Genomic DNA, 20438 nt, shown 5'->3' with positions numbered 1-20438 from the left:
CACAACGAATAGCCCCTGCAAAATAATTTGCAAGGGCTATATATATATTTTGGGCAAAGCTTTAAGTGAATTAAGCCACAACAGCTTCGACACGAGCAATTTCAGGAACTTCACGACGGATGGTTTCCTCTATACCAGCTTTGAAAGTCATGGCAGACATTGAACACGAACTGCATGCGCCCACAAATTGTAATCGAAGAACCAAATCATTTGTGATTTCGATAACTTCCACATTGCCACCATCAGCTACCAAATAAGGACGAATCTTATTTAAGGCCGCTTCTACTTTTTCTGCTAGAGAATTCTCAAACGTTGTTTCCATGCTTTATAACAAGTTGGTTGTATGGTCTTTTAGCAAGATCCATAAATATATTCAAGCTAGAATTTTGCTTCTGCCCTATTCGATTTTGCTAGTAATACAAATATCGTAATTATTTGATACTAAAGCCGACAGGTAGCTAGGAAATTTAGCTATATGTATTCATCGTCTACACTTTCAACTGCACTGGCGTAGTTTTGTCTATCGTTGCATTACGAATAGCTACTTGTTGTGCTACGTTTTCGGCAAGGTCTTTAAAGGCTTGTGTCATAATCGAATCACCCATAACAACAGGCTTACCGTCGTCGCCACCTTCACGAATACCCTGTACCAAAGGAATAGACCCTAATAATTCTGTTTCGTATTTTGCAGCCAATTCTTTCCCACCATCTTTACCAAAAATATAATATTTATTGTTTGGTAACTCTTCTGGTGTAAAATAAGCCATATTTTCAACAACTCCTAGTACAGGAACATTGATTTGAGCTTGACGGAAGAACATCAAACCCTTGGTAGCATCGGCCAAAGCCACTTTTTGTGGAGTAGTTACTACTACTGCACCAGTAACTGGCACTAGTTGTACCAATGACAAGTGAATATCTGAAGTACCAGGAGGAAGATCAATCAATAAATAATCTAATTCACCCCAGTGTGTATCGCCAAAGAACTGACGCAAAGCCTGTGTAGCCATTGGACCACGCCAAGGCACAGGATTGTCTTGAGGAGCCAAAAAGCCCATTGAAATCATCTTGATGCCGTACTGCATGATAGGCTGAATCATGTTTTTGCCATCTATCTGCTGAACCATTGGTTGCAAATCTTCGGCACCAAACATCACAGGAATCGAAGGTCCAGAGATATCGGCATCGATAATACCTACTTTAGCACCAGATAATTTGAGTGCCATAGCCAAATTGGCAGTTACTGTAGATTTACCAACTCCACCCTTACCTGAAGCCACTGCAATAATATTTTTTACATCTGGCAACAAAGTAGAATTACCAAAACGAGTAGTAGTTACATCAGCGGTCATATTAATTACAACTCTCAGATTAGGGTCTACGTGTTCGTGGATAGCATTTTCGCAGTCTTTTCTGATTTTTTCTTTCAAAGGACACGCAGGTGTTGTAAGTACTACTGTAAAACGTACTTCTCCTACACCCAACTCTATGTCCTTTATCATATTGAGGGTAACTAAGTCTTTTTTCAAATCTGGTTCAGGAACCGTCGATAAAGCCTTGAGAATTTCTTCTTTATTGATTTTTAAATCGCCCATGATGTTTTTCGAAATTAGTGGCAATTAAACTAATGCCATTTAGACAAGATTTGAGTATCTTATCACTATCGTTTATTAATCTTAACTACAAAGATAGCTTGTAAGTTTCTTTAAGTGCTAGGAAGTGAAGAGGAAATTGCCAAATTGGCGATAGCCGTAAATTACAAAGGACTCAACAAGTGAGTCCTTTGAAGGGAAAATAGGAGTAGAGACTATAAACTTTAAATGCTTTTGAGGTGTACTCATACCAAATATTATTTGGAAATCAAATTTCATTATTAATACACAATTCTAAAAATTATTTACGTGGACGGGGTTATAAAGATGGTCAACAAGTCAGAATAATGTATGAAGCTATTCTTAAAACATAGCTAAATAAAAGGAGTCTCTTAACTTAGGTTATGAAATTTATAAAATGATGTTTTTTTTGATGATATGTGCATTAGTTCATGGTAAATTTGAAAATGAATAACAAATTGCGGCTTGTCTGGATATATCTTTTGGTATGGTTGTTATACGTGTTTTGTGAGGTAGCAGTGTACTATGGATTAATAGAGGTACCCTTCAGCATCAAGACGATTGTGCCAATCATATTACATTGTGTTTGTAAGCTTTGTGTTTTTATATTAGTTACTATATATGTACTACCGCGCCAAGCCCAATCAAGCTCAGCAGGAAACTTAGTAATACGATTGGGGCTCATCATTGGAATGGTTGTGGTATGGACATCAATAGTTCATTTTCTCTTGATTCCACAATGGTTTGAAGTTTCTCAATATTCACACTGGCGCAAAGACCTTTGGTTTCACGCTAGTACTTATACCGTTATTATTACTTGGGGCTTGGCCTTTTGGTATGCTCAAAGCTTTTTTGAACAGGCACAACAACAACAAATTGAAAAAATAGAAAAAGAACGCTTGAATGACGCCATCAAACAAGCAGAGTTAACTAGTCTGAAAAAACAAATTAGTCCACACTTTTTTTATAATACGCTTAATTTCTTTTATGCACAATCAGTTCAATATTCTGAAAACCTTTCGAGAGGTATCCTGCTGCTATCTGAAATAATGCGTTATGCGATAAAAGATGACGACGAAGAGGGGAAAGTACATCTTAACAAAGAGGTTGCCCAAATTCAGAACTATGTCGAGCTCAATCAACTGCGCTTTGATAATCAGTTAAGTGTTCAATTAGATATAAAAGGTAATCTGGAATACCGCCGTATTGTACCTTTGATTTTATTAACCTTTGTAGAAAATGCCTTCAAATTTGGAGATTTATCGAACCCTAATCATCCACTTTTGATAGAAATTTCAGTCAAAGAAAACCACTTAATATTTAAAACTTATAATAAGAAGTGTTCTGAAGCTAAAAAACAATCAGGAGGTATTGGCTTGAGCAATACCCGCCGTCGTTTACTACTAGCCTACCCTAATAGGCACAAACTAACCACCAGTGACGAAGGCGATTTCTTTAGCTTGACACTACACTTAGTACTTTAAATACTTTATTAAAATGTTGAATTGTATCATTATAGATGATGAACGTGCCGCCATTGATGTATTAAGCAATTATGTCAATCGTTTGCCTCAACTAAACTTACTAGCCACCTTTACAAGTCCCGTTGAAGCACTCGAATTAATCAGAACCCAGGCCGTTGATTTAGCTTTTGTGGATATAAGAATGCCTGAACTATCGGGCATCGAACTCATGAAATTGGCGGGCAGTCGCTGCCGATTCATTATTACTACTGCCTATGAAGAATATGCTCTTGAAGGATACCAATATCACAATATCGACTATTTGGTCAAGCCCGTTCCTTTCGAACGATTTGTTCGGGCAATTGATAAAACTCAGTCAATCTTAAGAAGAAATACCGAAAGCGATCGCTCAGGTACGGCAGATGATTATGTTTTTATCAAAACTGAAAGTAGAATTCAAAAAATTGAACTCAATGACATACTCTTTGTAGAAGGCTTAGGAAATTATGTAACGGTGCATACCACCCGTGGAAAATTTGTGTCACTACTCAATGTCAAAGACTTAGAAGAAGCTCTTTCTCCTGACCTATTTTTGAGGGTTCACCGCTCATATATTATATCGTTGGGTAAAATAGATTTTGTGGAAGGCAACCAAATTTTCTTGGATAACGAAACTTCCATTCCTCTTGGAGACACCTATCGCAACCAACTTTGGACAGCTTTAGATAAGAAAATTATTACTGGACGAAAATAAAGTCATGAATCTTTCCGAACTTTGCTGAAATATACAATAGTCTAAATTGAAAGTGGGTGTTGAATTCATCAAACCTTTCTCTCTATTCAGCGCTATAAATAATTCCCCCATTCTAAGAAACTATTCTATCGGTTGGGGGACTTTATGTGTATAAGCACAATCCATTGCCCTTTGGGCGGAGTTCTAGTAGTAAAAATTTGTTTAACATTAATCCAATCAATGGCTATTCCCCAACGACCGTATCTCGTAGGTATTACTGGTGGCAGTGCTTCGGGCAAAACTTTGTTCCTGAAGCGATTGCTTGAGGCTTTTCCTGAAAATGAAATTTGTTTGATTTCACAAGACAATTATTATCGCCCACGTCATCTTCAACTGAAAGATGAAAATGGTGTTGAAAATTTTGACCTTCCTGAGTCAATTGATGGAGAGGCTTTTGCCCACGATGTTGAAATGTTGAAAAAAGGAATGGAAGTGAACAAAGAAGAATACACTTTCAACAACAAGGCTGTAACACCCAAAATGTTATGCTTTAAACCTGCTCCTATCGTGGTGGTTGAAGGAATTTTTGTTTTTCACTATCCAGAGGTATCCAATCAATTGGATTTAAAGGTATTTATTGATGCCACCAACAAAATCAAACTTAATCGTCGTATCAAACGTGACGCCGAAGAAAGAGGATATGATTTGATGGATGTGATGTATCGTTGGAAAAACCACGTAAACCCCACCTACAAGAAATTTATCAAACCTTACAGAAAAGCGGCCGACATTGTTATTCCAAACAACCATAGCTTCGACCGTGGACTAGATGTATTGGTTAGTTTCTTGAAAGCAAAAACTCATCAGTAAGCTTAAAGACATTTGCAAGAAAAGGGTACGATGTAAACAAATTGTTTATTTCGTACCCTTTTCAATTTTTTTAGATTCTATTCTAAAATGATATACCTACCGACAGTTTGGCAAAAAATGGTGTGCCTGCGGTAAAATGGATTTCATTTACGGGTTCTGTTTCATTTTTCAGCTGACTTTCGGTAGCAAACTGAGTTTCTTTCCAGCGCACATTAGCAAGGTTTTGGATAGATAAGCCAAAGTTGTATGCCTTATATTGATAATTGACCTGCATATCATTGACAAAATACCCTTTGGCAATAATGGTATTATCGTCGTTGGCTGGTCGGTCGGCCATATATCTATAACGCAACGAACCACTCCACCCATTTTGTGTTCTTACATTCAGCCCTCCTGTTGAGGTTCGGGTTGGAGCCAATGGCAAAAACGCTTGTAGTTCATTTACACCCAAAGCTCTTGGCTTTGCCAAGTTCCAATCCATATCGGCATACAACCAATCTGTAATTTGGTAACGCAACGAAAAGTCTAATCCCATACGACGGGTTTTGCCACTTGGTTCAACTACGGCTTCGTCACCCACATATACAAACTCTTGATCAAGCCATAAATACCATGCCGACATATTGAGTAACAATTTAGAAAACGGTTTCCAAACAACTCCTAAATCTGACCCATACGCTGCTGGCAATACTTCTCGCCCTTGGGTAGCTACCACTACACGTGTATCGTTTGAGTGAAAACCTTTACCCGTATTCAAATACAATTGCAGGCGATTGTTTGGTGTGTAATAAAGGTTGAATTTAGGACTCAATATCGAAGCATTGGCTTTCAAAGTATATTTACTCGAATCACTCAAAAAGTTGTTATAGCGATTCCAGAATACATCATATCTCAAGCCAACATTGGCAGTAAATCGCTCAGATAGTCTCATGGTATAGTCGTAGTAGAAACCTAAGTTTTGTTCCATCACTTTGCCATATTTCAACGAATCACTGACGAAAGTGCGATTTACTGTTCGAGATAACTCAAGGTTATTCACAAAATCTTCTCGGTAATCTATCCCAATATTCGAACTAGCACCATTGCTGTGTTCCAACGAATAGCTGGTATTTCCTCCCCAAAGATTGCGGTTTTCATGTTGCTTTATCTGGTCTCCATTAATAGGATCTTCTTTGAAAAAGGTAAAGTTGGAGAATAACAAAAAGTTATAGTTGGAGTAAAATAATTGGTTTTTCAACACGCCATTGCCTAATTGTGTTACCAATTGCGCATTGAGATTCGTTCTACTGGTTTCGCCTCCTTCAGTATCATCGATGGCTCCATAAAATGAAATTTGCCCAGAATCTACCGCACGATCGGGAATTTGTCCTGAGTGATTCCATTTACTCCAGAAGGTAGAAGCAGTCAAAGTTAGTTGTGATTTACTCGAAAACTGTCGATTGTATTTAGTAACAGCATTGACACGACGAAAATGCTGAGGCGAGTCAAAATAACTATCAGAATAACTATACTCCCCTCCTACGTACATCGACTCGTTGCGTTCTTGGGCTTTTTGTCCTAAAAGATTAAACGCACCGACAGCACGATAGGTATTAAATTGTCCCGCTTCAACTTTGACAAAATTTTTGTCTAAGACATTTTTTGTTCTAAAATCTACCCAACCTGCTGTGGTAAAATTACCTTTATCGGCATAATATGGTCCTTTTTTGAAATCTACTCTTTCTATTAATTCAGGAATCACAAAATGTAAATCGGCATATCCTTGTCCGTGTGCATGCGATACCATATTTACGGGCATGCCATCCACTGTCAAGCGAATATCTGTGCCATGATCAAGGTCAAATCCTCGTAAAAAAATCTGTTCTGCTTTGCCTCCTCCTGCGTGTTGACCAATAAATAATCCTGGCACCGAACGCAAGACTTCTTGCGAATTATTGATAGGACGTAATTGCAAATCTATACTGCTGATTGTTTGTTGCTGGTGCGCATTTTCGGGATGAACCTCTACCTCGTCAAGCTGAACCATCGCAACTGGTAAAGCAATTTTAAGGGTTTGATTAGTTTTTACTTTGGCTTCGTATTTCTGATAACCAATATGCGAAACTTGCACCTGTACTTCAGCAGAAGTCAGTTTTGAGATAGAAAATTCTCCCAAAGAATTGGTAATCGCATAACCATTGGGCGTAGTTCGAACAATTGCCCCTTCGATAGGCAACTGCGTAGCTTGATTGATAATTTGTCCTTTTAGTGTAAAATGCTGAGCAATAACGCCAAAAGTAGAAAGCCATAATAGCCCCACTAAGGTTGTAAAAAGTTTTTGCATGTGATAAACATCGCTTTGTCTGAGCGAAAATAGGATTTAGTCTGTTGTGAATGTAGGTTACTTATTCACAAAGATACTATTTAGATGCCCAAAATGTGGTTGGATTTATTATGAAATATTGACTGATATATAGGAAGTTTCGTTACCAAGAAGTCCTAATATACTGGTGAACAGGAAATTATTAGCCCTGAATAGGGTTTCTGAGGTGTTTTGAAACATCTATTTGCGAAAATATATATTTTAGCGAAATTTCGCTTGTATTTAATTTTTCAATTTACTAGATTTGATATAAGAACTTAAACAAGTAAAAAAATACGGCTATGGAAAGATTAATGTATCAAATCGCACAACATCAAGAAAAATTAATGCAAATGGGTGGCACAGTTCGTTTTGACCTGCCTGAAGGAAGTATCATGATTTGTACAAAGGGTCATGTAAGCGACGACTACCAAACAGCAGATTGTTCCTTTAGAACAACTACTACTGTATTACAAAGCCTTATCAATGGTCATATTGACCCTATGAGTGCGGTAATCACAGGAAAATTAAAATTTGCAGGAAATGTTATGGTTGCTCTTAAACTAAAAGAATTGTTTAGCTAATGATATTGAGTGATTGTTTACTAACTGTTCACTAAACATGAGGCATCCCGAATTTAGCGATTTAGTGATTGAGCGAGTGAGTGATTATGTAAAAATTTGTATTCTCGCAGTAGAGACGTAATGATTGCGTCTTAAGCTAATTCATATCTAGCATAGTAGCATCAAAAAAGCGGTCGAAAAATATTTTTCGACCGCTTTTTTGATAAAACCTTGGATAATAATTTTCAAAACTCCTCACTCAAAACTCCTCACTTATCTGATATTATCTAAATTATAATGTAAGCCTCTATTTTCTTTACGAGCAATGGCATGTTTAATCACCAAGTATGCCGCATTAATCATATTTCTCAACTGACAAATCGGTACTGATAGTTTGGATTCACGATATAATTCTTCGTGTTCAATATAAATCAGTTCCAGACGGTCATACGCACGCTTCAAACGACGGTCTGTTCTTACAATTCCGACATAGTTACTCATAATAGATTCCAATTCACGAGTCATTTCTGTCACCAAAATCAATTCTTCTGGATGAGTTGTGCCGTCATCGTTCCAGTCTGGAATATTATCAGGAATGGTATTTTCTTGATAAATCTCAATCGTTTTTTCAAACGCACGATGCGCATAAACAATCGCTTCGAGCAAAGAATTAGACGCCAAACGGTTTGCGCCATGCAATCCTGTACACGAACATTCGCCTGCGGCAAAAAGATAATTAATCGTTGTTTGTGAATATTCATTTACCTTAATACCACCGCACAAATAATGCTGTGCTGGCACTACAGGAATCATGTCGTTTCCTGTAATATCCAAGCCTAAATTATCTTTACAGTATTTGTAAATCATCGGAAAATGGTGCTTAAAATCTTCTGCCTCCAAATGACGAGTGTCCAGATAGACATGATCGACCCCATTCTTCTTCATTTCAGAGTCTATGGCTCTTGCAACAATATCACGTGGTGCCAACGACAAACGTGGGTCGTAGTTTTCCATAAACGTATGAGCATCTTTATCTTTCAAAATACCGCCATGCCCACGCACCGCTTCCGAAATTAAGAAGGAAGGCTTTTTGCCAGGCTGATAGAGAGATGTTGGATGAAACTGGATAAACTCCATGTTATCTACCAAGGCTTTGGCACGATAAGCCATCGAAATACCATCACCCGTCGCAATAGTAGGGTTCGTTGTACTCTGATATATTTGACCAATACCGCCCGTTGCTAGTAGCGTAGTTTTAGCAAGAAAAGTTTCGGGTCTACCTGTAAACGTATTAAATACATAAACGCCATAACATTTTTTATCGGGCGTATCTTTCGTTACTTTTTCACCCAAATGGTGCTGTGTAATCAAGTCTACTGCAAAATAATGTGTAAATATCTCAACACTTGGAAAGGACTTTACCTTCGCCAATAAAGCACGTTCGATTTCATTGCCCGTCGAATCTTTGTGGTGCAAAATACGGTGATCCGAATGACCGCCCTCTTTGACTAAGTCATAAGAGCCATCGACTTTTTTGTCGAATTCTGTCCCATAATCAATCAACTCTTGCAAACGAGCGGGAGCTTCTTTCACCACTATTTCTACAACCTCGGGGGTAGACAAAAAGTCGCCCGCAATCATGGTATCTTCAATATGCTTTTCGAAGGAATCCTCATTATTCCAAACAGCAGCAATACCTCCTTGTGCATATTTGGTATTGGTTTCTTCGGCCACCGTTTTGGTGATGACTGCGATTTTGACATCTTGCTTTTTATCAGCAAAATGTGAAGCAAGTTTGGCTGTATAGGAAAGTCCTGCAATACCAGAGCCTATGACTAAAAAATCGTATTTGGGCATTATTTTGAAATATGTTTATCTTGGCTATCGGCTATCAGCTTTTAGCAATCAGCTATTGAATTGTGTCTAATCTAAGTATTTGCATTAATGTGCTTTAGGCATTAGAAAAAAGTCTGTACTACTTCGATAGAAAAAATATGATTAAGCTTAAAAGTGTATCTTAATAAAATTATAGAAATATTTTTGCCTAAAGCCTATGACTCACAGCCTAAAGCCATGTTGAAATGTCGCCAAAGTTACGTTCAAAGACAACATCATCTTGAGTTTAAAAGAAAATATTTATAAGAAATATCAAGTTAGTCATACAATCTCTAAATTTAATCACAAATATTAGTACTATTCTGTGGTATTTTGAAAAACCGTCAGAAACAGGATAATAGGCTATCTTCAAAATTCTATATTTGTTTATACAGTTTCGAGAAAGAGATTTCTTGAATCAGGCTAAATTGTTTAATTTCGGGCTTTGAAAAGTGCTTTCGAGTTTTGAGAAAATGACATACTTATCGTTTTCCAAAAGCATCTTGACGAAAGTCTTCATATTTAATCAACTCTTTTATGGATGTAAACAAGTCCAACAATAGTCTCTGGAAAGCTGGTACAGGTGCATTTGCAGTCATATCAGCCATTTTAGGTTATTTATTATTTGAAGCAAAAGGTATTAGTAAAGAGCAAAATCGAATGATAGACCAGCGTGTAGCCGAAATTTCGTCGGCACGCATGAGTTTGGACTCGATTGGGATGCAAATGGATGCCAAAATTGCAGAAATCAAATCTTTGGGTGGACGAGTAGAAGAGTTAGAAGCTGCCAAAAAACAGTTGGAATCCGATGTTGCTGGACTCAAATCAGCAGGGGAGTTGTCTAAACAGCAATATGAAGGTAAAATAGCCGAATATATTAGTCTCCTCAACAACAAAGACGCCGAACTCAATCGCCTACGTAAAGAAAATGGGGTTTTGGCAGAAAAAAATCGCACATTAACTTCTGAAAATACCGACTTGAGTACCGAAAATGTTTCGTTAAAAGGTATCAAAAAATCTTTAAGTGATTCGGTTGAAAATGTATCTCGTAAAAATTCTGAGCTTTCGGCAAAAGTGAGTAGAGCCTCCGCTTTACAAGCTCAAGAAGTACAAGTATTGGCCATATCAGACAGAGGAAAAGAGCGTGATGGCGGTACCTACAGAGCCTCAAAAGTGAGCAAAATCAAAGTGGCGTTTAGCTTAATGCCCAACCCAATTGCCAAACAAGACGAAAAAGCTATCTACCTTCGTGTACTCGACCCTGATGGAGCAGTATTGTTTGACACAGCGGCTGGTTCTGGAAGTTTTACGGTATTTGGAAAAGAAACTAATTTCACTGCTAAAAAATCTATTTTCTTTCAGAATAATAATCAAAATGTAGAGATTACTTATCAACGTAGTGGCAATATCCCCTATCGTGCGGGCAACTATAAGGTAGAATTATACGCCGAAGGTTATCAAATCGGTACGGGAGGGTTTACGGTGAAATAAGCTCTTACTATTGAGTGATTTAGTGATTGGGTGAATTGTGAATGATGTATCAGTACTAAAATACACCATTCACAATTCATCACTTAACAAATAACTTTTTCCGAAACTAAAGTATCTGCTTGCTGATGTTCTTTTTCGGCTGTTAAAAATTCCTTAAACCATTTTCCAGAGCTTTTTACGATTCTTTCTTGGGTTTCGAAATCTACATATACCAAGCCAAATTTGGGTTGATAACCTTCTCTCCATTCAAAATTATCGGTTAGCGTCCACGCCAAATATCCTCCCAGATTGATACCTTCTTGCTTTGCTTTTAAAATACTCTGTAAATATGTTTGATAAAAAGCTGTTCGCTCGGGGTCATGTATCTCGCCATGACGAAGAGTATCTTTAAATGCAGCTCCATTTTCAGTAATAATCAACTGCTTGATTTGAGGATACGAAGCAAATTTCTTGATAATTTCATACATTCCATCTGGCGATACCTCCCAGCCCAAATCCGTTGTATGATGCACGCCACGCTTGTGAGGTTTTACTTCCATGGCATTGATATAGGGCATCCACCAAGCGCTTTCCATCACCAATTTAAAATAGTTTTGGATACCGATAAAATCAAAATCAAAAGCCAATCGCTCCATATCTCCTTCAAAAACATGCTTTTTCATCATGGTTTTCAGAAATGGTAAATCTTCGATAGGGTATCCTAGCCCCAAGGCAGGCTCTAAAAACAAACGATTGAGCAAAGCATCAACCTTTCTGGCGGCCTTCAAGTCGGCATAGCGATGTGTATGTGGTTCGATATGCGAGCACGAAAAAGTAGTACCAATCACTGCATCTGGCACATTTCTACGAATTATTCGAGCGCCTTCAGCTTGGCACAGCGCTGTATGGTGAACCGCTGGCAAAAAATTACTCATTCCCATGCGTCCAGGTGCGTGATAGCCCGTCATATAGCCTAAGCCCGTAAAACCCGCTGGTTCGTTGAGCACCATCCAATGTTTTACCTTTGAGCCAAATTCTTCGGTCAATACCTCACAGTATTCCACAAACCAATCTACAATATGGCGGTTGGTCCAGCCACCCATATCCTCCAAAATCTGAGGTAAATCCCAGTGATAAATCGTTGGCCAAGGCTCTAAACCAAATTCCAAACAGGTATCTATCACTTTATGATAAAACTCGATTCCTTCACAATTGACCGTACCAATGCCATTGGGTAGGATTCTTGCCCAAGCAAAAGAAAAACGAAAAGCTTCAAATCCTAATTCTTTGGTCAGGCGAATATCCTCACGGTAGCGATGATAAAAGTCGGTGGTTACATCGGCATTTGTTTTATCTAAAATTTTATTTTTTTTATGGCTAAATCTATCCCAAATAGATTCACTTTTATTTCCTTCATTCCACGCACCTTCGTTCTGAAAGGCAGACATTGCGATGCCCCACACAAAATCATTTCCAAAATCTTCCTTACGCAACTGTTGATGGTTCATAATTTTATTATTTTTTGACTGTAAGCATTAATGCTGAATTACGAGTTGTAAATTTTGAGTGTAAAGTTATCGTCTTAATTTTACTAGGCACTTATTCTTTCCCACTCCAACTTCCTGATAACTAGCACTTTTATATTTCTTTAAAGGGCGACAAAAGTAAAAAAACTTTGTGAATTGTTTATGTTAAATCTTCTTTGATTGTATTTAAGTTTCCACGAAGTCTCCAAAATTTGACAAGAAATTTATATTGAGCCTCCTCTTTTTACAAATTCTTAACTTATTACAAATCATCAAGTTATACTAAAATCACAATTTTGCACTGTGCTTCTGAGGAGGTAGAGGTGTTAGCCAAGCACTACTTGTTAGCTATTTCTAACCAAGCAATCGCATATTATGCAAAGAAGAGATTTACTTCGACAATTGGCTCTTACCGCAGGAGGTTTATCACTTCCTTCGTTGGCAAATGCTCAAAAACCCAGCGCTCCTAAACGTGTACTTCGTGTAGCTCATATTACCGATGTGCATATCCAACCTTTGATTGGAGCGGCAAAAGGCTTTGAACGTTGCTTACACCATATTCAGTCTTTGGATGTCAAACCAGACCTTATTATCAACTCTGGTGACTGTGTGATGGATGCTCATAAACGCACACCACACAATGCAGACAAACAATGGAAGCTTTTTAATGAAGTACTCAAAAGTGAAAATAATTTACCTGTAATCAGTTGTGTGGGCAACCACGATATCTGTTGCGAAGGTGATAGTTTCAAAACCTTCGAGGACGGTAAAAAATGGGCTATGGACGAAATGTCTATGCACAAACGCTATTACTCGCATGACACCGACCAGTGGCGTTTTGTAATGCTCGATAGCGTCCAACGTAAGAAAGACGGCTCGTGGTACACGGCACACCTCGACGATGAACAATACGACTGGCTAAAGTCAACCTTAAAAGCCACTCCCGACGACAAGCCCGTGATGGTGATTTCACATATTCCGATTTTAGCAGCTTGCGTATTTTTCGATGGCGACAATAGCAATAACGGCAAATGGGAAGTACCGGGCAGTTGGATGCACACTGATGCCAAACGTATTTCGAATCTTTTTGACGACCATAAAAATGTAAAATTAGCTGTTTCAGGACATATTCACCTAACCGACCGAGTAGACTATAATGGCGTTTCTTACTGTTGTAATGGCGCTGTATCTGGCAGATGGTGGTTTGGCAAGTACCAGCATACCGAAGCAGGCTATGCCATCATCGACCTTTATGACGATGGTTCGTTTACCAATACTTATATAAGTTATTAAGTATGCTTTAGGCTATAAGCTGTAGGCATTAGACAAGGTCTTTAACATTAAGTCCTTTTAGGTCTTACCTCATTCTAAGTTCTCATATTTCCAAATTGCAGTAGTTTCCCTCATCTATTACGTCATGCACTGAGAATATTTTTTTTGGTAGCTAGTTATGAAATAAGTGGTTCTCGTTTATAAACGGTAAGGCTTTGTCTTACCGTTTTTTGTTTTCAGGCTTTTCCTGTTGTTTTCAACCCTACAATACCAATCGCTATCAAGGCTATCCATCCGATTTCTTGCCAAACCCATTTTTCATGTAAAATAAAAACATCTGCTAGTTTGATAAAAACCAAGGCAAGGGCTGTCCAAACGGCCATAGCCACGGCTGTAGGAAGCATTTTGAGTGCCAAAGCAAAAAAGTAAATATTCCCTATCCCAAAAAAGATATATCCCAGCAAAGGCGAAATAAGCACCCAAGTATTCATGGAGAAAGCTGTATTCCATTGAATAGTTTTGATTTTTTGAAAATCAAGATATTTCAACGAAAATGTCCATGCGGCTTCAAATGCTGCGGCAATTAATAAATAAATCCATTGCATGAATTATTGAGTGATTGAGTGGGTTGTGATTGAGTGATAATTTAAAAACCGCAGTAGAGACGTAACATGTTACGTCTATCATAGATTTATGATGTTGTAGAGACATAACATATTACGTCTAACTCGCTATTGTTATCTTTTTATTTTCTGCAAAAACCAGTTCCAAAGATTGATTCTGAAGAAATAATACTTTCTGAATAACGGATATTTCAATAGCTTTTTTTCTTCAAATCTTTTAACTGAAAAAGCATGTTGTAGGAAATAATCTTTGGGAAAATCATAGTATAATCCCCAGTTTTCAGGGGCATTCCCTGGCTTTTGGTTGGGGTTATATACTGTTTTAAAGAGATAATCCCATACAGCAAATTTGGTAGCGAAATTGGCATGAAATACCTCCTTATAATTAGCATGATGCCAAAGATGTAACTCAGGTGAGTTGAAAAGGTATTTCCATTTCCCCAGTTTAACATCAAGATTACTATGAATAAACATGCCAAACATGGCATCAAACAAGGCTTTTATCGGTAATACTTCGGGCGATGCTCCTAGCAAAATAATCGGTAAAAACTCGACACTTTGATTGATAATAATCTCGACAATATGCGAGCGTGAACCACTCAGAAAATCCACATTTTTACCCGAATGATGCGCCTCGTGTGTCCGCCAAAAGAAGGCATTGGCGTGTTGAAATCGGTGAAACCAATAGATATAAAAATCATGGGTTACCAGAAAAAAGAACACCTGTAATGCCAAAGGCCAATGACTCACCGACACCCAAGAAGACCAAGGATAAGCCAGATGAATAGGCTCAATGATATATTGAAAAATAAGAATTTTGAGAAAATAGCTTTGAATTAGGGTGTACCAAACCAAATCAACCCAAAAGCCTTCTCTGAAAAAAGGAAGTCCTTTGCGATAAGGAAAAAGTCTTTCGAGCGTAATAATTAGTACAATCCAAACTACCAAAATCAGCGTGGTAATTTCAACCGTTGTCATGAAAATAAAGGGTTCCGTTTTTTAGCACAAAGACCTACAGAGTTATATCTATAGGTCTTTTTTGAGGTATTGACTATAAGCTTTGCGCTTTCGGTTTTCCGCCCAAAGGCTGATAGCCGAAAGCCAATAGCTATTTATTATACTCAGCAGAAATATGCTTTCTTAATTTTTTCATCTGACCTACTTCAGAATCATATACCTTTTTGACACCGTCGCCGCTTGCAATTTCGACATCACGAATATCTTTGACTAAACGCGCCAAACCTTGTGGTTCGACCGACGCAGCATGGTCAGAACCCCACATAGCACGGTCAAGCGTAAAGTGTCTTTCTACAAAAGTTGCACCCATTGCCACTGCTGCTACGGTAGTTGCCAAGCCAGTTTCATGTCCAGAATACCCAATAGGGTGATTAGGGAACATATTGCTCAAGGTATGAATCATATTCAAATTCAATTCTTCAGGCTTACAAGGATAAGCCGAAGTTGCGTGAGCAATTGATAAAGGATATTCAGGGTCAAAATCTAGGATAAAACGAACTGTTTCTACGATTTCATTTTGCGTAGACATCCCTGTTGAAATCATCAACGGGCGACCCGTTTTCAAAATACGCTCAATCAATTCAAAGTCTGTCAACGACGCTGAAGCCAATTTGTACAAAGGTGTTTCGAACTGCTCCATAAAATCTACAGATTCTACATCCCAAGCCGAAACAAACCAATCCATTCCACGCTCTTTGCAATACTGATCGATAATCGAAAACTCTACTGCGCCAAATTCAGTCTTGCGTTTGTAGTCGATATATGACATACGTCCCCACGGTGTATCACGCATGATTTCCCATTGGTCGCGAGGCACACATACTTCTGGAGTTCTTTTCTGGAATTTCACCGCATCCACTCTAGCATTGACTGCCTCGTCGATGAGTTTTTTAGCAATATCAATCGAGCCATTGTGATTGATACCAATTTCTGCAATGATGTAACATGGCGCACCTTCGCCAATTACTTTTCCTGTGTTAAGTTCAATTGATTTCATGCGTTGTTATTAGTTTTTGAGGCATTAGGCAAAGAGGCATCAGGCAAGGAGTATTTATATACTGATGACTAGTGCCTCTCCCCTAACCCCTTGTTTTACGCTTCTAATAAAATTTCAGTTATCACTTCTTGAGTCTGTGCTTCTAAAATAAGTTCAGCTAGTTCGCGGAAGCATCCTTCGCCACCTTTGGCTTCGCAGATATAGTCTACTTGGCTACGCACTTGCTTGAGCGCATCGGCTGGACAAGCCGTAAATCCTACGTGCTTCATGATTTCGAGGTCGTTGACATCGTCACCGATATAGGCAATTTGTTCGGGCAGGATATTACGATTCACTAATATTTGTTGGAGTACCGCCAGCTTATCCTTAATACCCATGTGCAATTCGGTAATCTTGAGCTTTTCGGCACGCTTGCGTACAGAAGGCGAAAGCTCGCCAGTGATAATTCCCGTTGCAATTTGTCTGTTGCGTAAACGTTCGACACCCATCCCATCACGGATATTGAATTTTTTCAATACCTCGCCATTTTCTCCATAATACACTCCTGCATCGGTCAAAACGCCGTCACAGTCGGTAAGGAGCAATTTTATATGTTGTAATTTTTCCATTGAGTAATTTGTGGTTGAGCTCACTTGAACATTGTAGCTATTTCAAAACTCTACACTCAAAATTCAAAACTCTAAATGCTTGTCCACCCGCCATCGACCACTAGGTTGGCGCCCGTCATGTAAGCCGAAGCATCAGAAGCAAGAAATACTAATGCACCTTGATAATCGTTAGGCTGAGCCATACGACCGAGTGGAGTTTTATTTGTGTAGTTTTTGATAAAAAATTCGTTCTGACCGTTTTCAACACCTCCTGGCGATAGCGTATTCACACGCACGCCTTTGTGTCCCCAGTAGGCTGCCAAAAAGCGAGTGAAGTTGAGTACAGCACCTTTGGTTGTTGGATACGAAGGAGATTTGAAAAAACTCTGTTCCCCATTTTCGTCACGGTAAATTTGTTGATCAGGACCCACCATACCGTAGGTAGAAGCGATGTTGATAATACTACCAGTACCCGCCTCAGCCATTACTGAACCAAATATTTGAGAGCATAAAAAGACCCCAAGGACATTTACTTCAAGTGATTTTCGGAAAGACTCCAAAGGATAGTTTTCAAAAGCGGACAATTCTTTTGCCATCAATGGGTTTTCGAACATATCGTTGATAGCCGCATTGTTGACTAATACATCGATTGAGCCATATTTTTCGAGGATAGTCGCTTTGGCTTTTTCTAAACTGTTAGGGTTTGTTACATCGAGTTTTAAACCGATATGCTTTTCGCCTAATTGATTGGCTAGGCCTTTGGCTTGTAATTCTAGAACATCGGCTACTACCACGTTGGCACCTGCGGCAGCGAGTGCTTCACAGTGTTTTTGTCCGATCAATCCTGTAGCACCTGTAACAATAGCCGTTTTACCTGCCAATGAGAACAATTGGGGTACAGCCAAAGAGGGATTCGAGATAAGCTGATTCATTGTTAGGCTTTCTGCAAAGCAGGTTTGATATTGTAGTTTGAGGTTTTTCTAAAAACAGCTTCCAACACTTCTCCGCGAATCAATGGCATCGCATCTTTTTCGAGAATGGCTTTTTTCATGATTGGCATCACATCACGATAAGCAGACAAAGTATAAGCAATATCTTCGTCGGTATGGCTGTAGCACATGTTATGAAAACCTGCCCATAGGATACCACGCTTAATCATTTCTTGTTGCATGAGTGTTTTTAGCTCTAAGCCATTGCCCGCTTCGGGACTAAATGTTACCATAGAGCGACATGGATAGCCGATACATTTGGTAAATGCTGATAAGCCAAACTCCTCTGCAATCTGGTTATATCCTTGTTGTAAAATCGCTCCTTTTTCGGCTAAATAAGCTGGGACATTTTTTTCCTGTAATTCACGAATGGTTGCAATACAAGCTGCCAATGACAAGGTTTCGCCACCAAAAGTGGTATAACTAAATACTTCTTTATTGAAAAGCTCCATCACATCGGCACGACCCGTCAATAAGGCAATTGGCATTCCATTAGCACAAGCTTTTGAATAAACTGCTAAGTCTGGTTTTACTTGAAAATATTCTTGCGCACCACCCAAGGCAATACGAAAACCTGTCCACATTTCATCAAAAATCAACAAAGTGCCATTTTCACGACAAGCTTCGGCTAATTCTTGAAGGAAATTATTTTTAGGCGCTTCAAAAATAAATGGCTCTAAAATCACTGCTGCTACATCTTCATCCAAGGCTGCACGAATACTTTCGATGTCATTGTATTCGAAAGTATAAGTCATATTTTGAGTACTTTCAGGCACACCTGCATTACGACTTGTAATACCGATATACCAATCATGCCAACCGTGATAGCCACAACAGAAGATTTTTTCACGACCTGTAAAAGCACGTGATACACGAATCGCCGCCGAACAGACATCTGCTCCCATTTTGGAGATTTTGACTGCTTCAGCATTTGGAATAATATCTTGAATCAGTTCTGACAATTCTACTTCTAAAGGGTGCGTCAGAGAGAATGAAATGCCATCCGCTAATTGGCTTTGGATGGCCTCATCAACCGCTGGATAGCAATAGCCCAAAGATACTGGACCTATCGCAGCATTGTAGTCGATATACTCGTTGCCATCGACATCCCAAACGTGTGAGCCTTTTCCCTTTACCAAATACTTTGGAGCAATACCTTTGGTAAATTGTCCTGGACCTTTCGCTAGGGTTTGGGTAATAGGTTTTTGAACTGCCAAAGCACGTTCATATAAAATATCCGAGATGGTAATATTAGGATAATGGTCGTTGAATTTTACTCCGTTGGGCATGACATTGAATTAATTATGATTCTCGAAATGCAATGTTTTTTATGTTAAAATTAAGTGCTCGGCTTTAGGCTTTACGTATTAGGCAAGCACAACCTTTTGCCTAATGCCTACAGCCTAAAAGACGTTGCGTACAACGTCTCTACGGGTGGGGATTATTCAGCAAATTCAGAGGCTACGATATGTGGCTGAATAGATTCAGTATGATAGCCCAAAATACGTTCTGCAATTTGTTTTCCTGTAAATCCTTCGTATTCTAGCACCTCTTGCAAGCGTGCTGGTTTGAACCATTTTTCAAATAGAGCAATGGGTAAAACTGGTGCTTGTATCTGTTTTTTTAGGAAAATTTCTGCAACAATAGAGTACAAACCTCCTGTAACAAAATGGTCTTCAATGGTTACTAACAAATCTGTTTTTTGTGTTAAATCTACAAGATAAGCCTCGTCAATAGGTTTGAGACTACGAAGATTGACGATACCCACAGACTTGCCTTCTGCTCTAAGAATTTCGGCAGCAATCAGCGTTTGCTCAAGCATAAAACCGTAAGTCAGCAAGGTAACATCTGTACCCTCAGCAATGACTTCAACTTTGCCAATTTCAAAGTGTTTTTGATGTTGAAAAGAGGTAGGACGGTGACAAATACGAATATAAGCTGGATGTTTAGAGGCAAGGATTTCGGGTAACATAATGGCCAAATCTTGCTCATTGGCAGGTGCAAAAACTTGCATATTAGGAATCCCACGCATCAGAGAGACATCTTCCACAGCTTGGTGTGTGGGACCATTTCCGTCTGATAAAAAACCTGGGATAAAGGCGCTCAACTTGATTGGTAAATTAGGTATTCCTGCATCGGTGCGCACAAACTCAAACGCACGCATCGAAAGAAAAGAAGCCAATGCGTGTAATACAGGCACTCTTCCACGCAATGCCAGCCCTGCGGCGGCACCTACCATACATTGTTCGGTAATTCCTGTATCGATAAATCTTTTACCTAAAACTGAAGGCAAATTACGAATCAAAGCACGGTTTTCGGCTGTCATGACTACGATACGCTCGTCGTCGATGGCTATATTTTTTAGTAGTTCTTCGTACATATTTTTATAGATTTCTATATTGAGTGAGTTAGTGATTATCACAACTTTTTGTCATTTTCCCAAATACCCATTTTTATTTTAATCACTCATTCATAATTCACTCAACCACTCAATAAGAT

18 protein-coding genes are annotated in these 20438 nt (G+C 38.8%); 6 read left to right on the top strand and 12 right to left on the bottom strand.

Annotated features, from left to right (window positions below):
- Window positions 1–70 precede the first annotated feature (70 nt).
- Complete coding sequence (locus QM491_RS08620) at window positions 71–322, bottom strand: NifU family protein (RefSeq protein WP_283327094.1); 252 nt, start codon at window positions 320–322, stop codon at window positions 71–73.
- A gap of 166 nt (window positions 323–488) precedes the next feature.
- The gene (locus QM491_RS08615) at window positions 489–1595 is read right to left on the bottom strand and encodes an Mrp/NBP35 family ATP-binding protein (RefSeq protein ID WP_283327093.1); all 1107 of its coding nucleotides are present in this window, start codon (window positions 1593–1595) and stop codon (window positions 489–491) included.
- A gap of 692 nt (window positions 1596–2287) precedes the next feature.
- Here QM491_RS08615 and QM491_RS08610 point away from each other — a divergent pair.
- From QM491_RS08610 to QM491_RS08600, 3 genes are all read left to right on the top strand, one after another.
- The gene (locus tag QM491_RS08610; protein WP_283327092.1) at window positions 2288–3097 is read left to right on the top strand and encodes a sensor histidine kinase; all 810 of its coding nucleotides are present in this window, start codon (window positions 2288–2290) and stop codon (window positions 3095–3097) included.
- Window positions 3098–3110: 13 nt separating this feature from the next.
- Window positions 3111–3830, top strand: a complete 720-nt coding sequence (locus QM491_RS08605) for a LytR/AlgR family response regulator transcription factor (protein WP_283327091.1) — start codon at window positions 3111–3113, stop codon at window positions 3828–3830.
- Window positions 3831–4049: 219 nt separating this feature from the next.
- Window positions 4050–4679 carry a uridine kinase family protein gene (locus QM491_RS08600; RefSeq protein ID WP_283327090.1) on the top strand — a complete coding sequence of 210 codons (630 nt, stop codon included), beginning with the start codon at window positions 4050–4052 and terminating at the stop codon, window positions 4677–4679.
- Between the two features lie 82 nt (window positions 4680–4761).
- On the opposite strand, the gene QM491_RS08595 is transcribed toward QM491_RS08600, so the two are convergent.
- On the bottom strand, window positions 4762–7002 hold the full coding sequence (locus QM491_RS08595) for a TonB-dependent receptor (RefSeq protein WP_283327089.1): 2241 nt from the start codon (window positions 7000–7002) through the stop codon (window positions 4762–4764).
- Between the two features lie 320 nt (window positions 7003–7322).
- Here QM491_RS08595 and QM491_RS08590 point away from each other — a divergent pair, with 320 nt between their 5' ends.
- Entirely contained in the window at window positions 7323–7604 is a 282-nt protein-coding gene (locus QM491_RS08590) for an SCP2 sterol-binding domain-containing protein (RefSeq protein WP_166551669.1), read from the top strand.
- Window positions 7605–7856: 252 nt separating this feature from the next.
- Here QM491_RS08590 and nadB read toward each other — a convergent pair whose 3' ends face one another.
- On the bottom strand, window positions 7857–9440 hold the full coding sequence (gene nadB, locus QM491_RS08585; protein WP_283327088.1) for an L-aspartate oxidase: 1584 nt from the start codon (window positions 9438–9440) through the stop codon (window positions 7857–7859).
- Window positions 9441–9995: 555 nt separating this feature from the next.
- On the opposite strand from nadB, the gene QM491_RS08580 reads away from it, so the two are divergent.
- Entirely contained in the window at window positions 9996–10949 is a 954-nt protein-coding gene (locus QM491_RS08580) for a DUF8428 domain-containing protein (RefSeq protein WP_283327087.1), read from the top strand.
- Window positions 10950–11032: 83 nt separating this feature from the next.
- Here the strand turns inward: QM491_RS08580 and QM491_RS08575 are convergent, their stop codons facing one another.
- Window positions 11033–12436: a GH1 family beta-glucosidase gene (locus tag QM491_RS08575; RefSeq protein ID WP_283327086.1), complete on the bottom strand. Its 1404-nt coding sequence runs from the start codon at window positions 12434–12436 to the stop codon at window positions 11033–11035.
- Window positions 12437–12829: 393 nt separating this feature from the next.
- Between QM491_RS08575 and QM491_RS08570 the strand changes: the two genes are divergently transcribed.
- On the top strand, window positions 12830–13747 hold the full coding sequence (locus QM491_RS08570; protein WP_283327085.1) for a metallophosphoesterase family protein: 918 nt from the start codon (window positions 12830–12832) through the stop codon (window positions 13745–13747).
- 215 nt (window positions 13748–13962) lie between these two features.
- Here the strand turns inward: QM491_RS08570 and QM491_RS08565 are convergent, their stop codons facing one another.
- The 7 genes from QM491_RS08565 to QM491_RS08535 all read right to left on the bottom strand — a co-directional run bounded on the left by QM491_RS08565 (window position 13963) and on the right by QM491_RS08535 (window position 20319).
- Window positions 13963–14331, bottom strand: coding sequence for a DMT family transporter (locus tag QM491_RS08565; RefSeq protein ID WP_283327084.1), 369 nt, complete (start codon window positions 14329–14331; stop codon window positions 13963–13965).
- A gap of 132 nt (window positions 14332–14463) precedes the next feature.
- Window positions 14464–15327, bottom strand: a complete 864-nt coding sequence (locus QM491_RS08560; RefSeq protein ID WP_283327083.1) for a sterol desaturase family protein — start codon at window positions 15325–15327, stop codon at window positions 14464–14466.
- A gap of 130 nt (window positions 15328–15457) precedes the next feature.
- Window positions 15458–16363: an N-acetylneuraminate synthase family protein gene (locus QM491_RS08555; RefSeq protein WP_283327082.1), complete on the bottom strand. Its 906-nt coding sequence runs from the start codon at window positions 16361–16363 to the stop codon at window positions 15458–15460.
- Between the two features lie 95 nt (window positions 16364–16458).
- Window positions 16459–16971, bottom strand: a complete 513-nt coding sequence (locus QM491_RS08550; protein ID WP_095161434.1) for a KdsC family phosphatase — start codon at window positions 16969–16971, stop codon at window positions 16459–16461.
- Between the two features lie 71 nt (window positions 16972–17042).
- A complete protein-coding gene (locus tag QM491_RS08545) occupies window positions 17043–17882 on the bottom strand; it encodes an SDR family oxidoreductase (protein ID WP_283327081.1) in 840 nt (279 codons plus the stop codon).
- A 2-nt stretch (window positions 17883–17884) separates the two neighbouring features.
- The gene (locus tag QM491_RS08540; RefSeq protein ID WP_283327080.1) at window positions 17885–19228 is read right to left on the bottom strand and encodes an aminotransferase class III-fold pyridoxal phosphate-dependent enzyme; all 1344 of its coding nucleotides are present in this window, start codon (window positions 19226–19228) and stop codon (window positions 17885–17887) included.
- Between the two features lie 152 nt (window positions 19229–19380).
- Complete coding sequence (locus QM491_RS08535) at window positions 19381–20319, bottom strand: transketolase family protein (RefSeq protein ID WP_283327079.1); 939 nt, start codon at window positions 20317–20319, stop codon at window positions 19381–19383.
- Window positions 20320–20438 lie beyond the last annotated feature (119 nt).

Origin of the sequence: Flectobacillus longus (assembly GCF_030056705.1) — a bacterium.
Lineage (GTDB): Bacteria > Bacteroidota > Bacteroidia > Cytophagales > Spirosomataceae > Flectobacillus > Flectobacillus longus.
The sequence above is the reverse complement of the archived record's forward strand: the minus strand, read 5'-3'. Positions and strand labels throughout refer to the sequence as shown.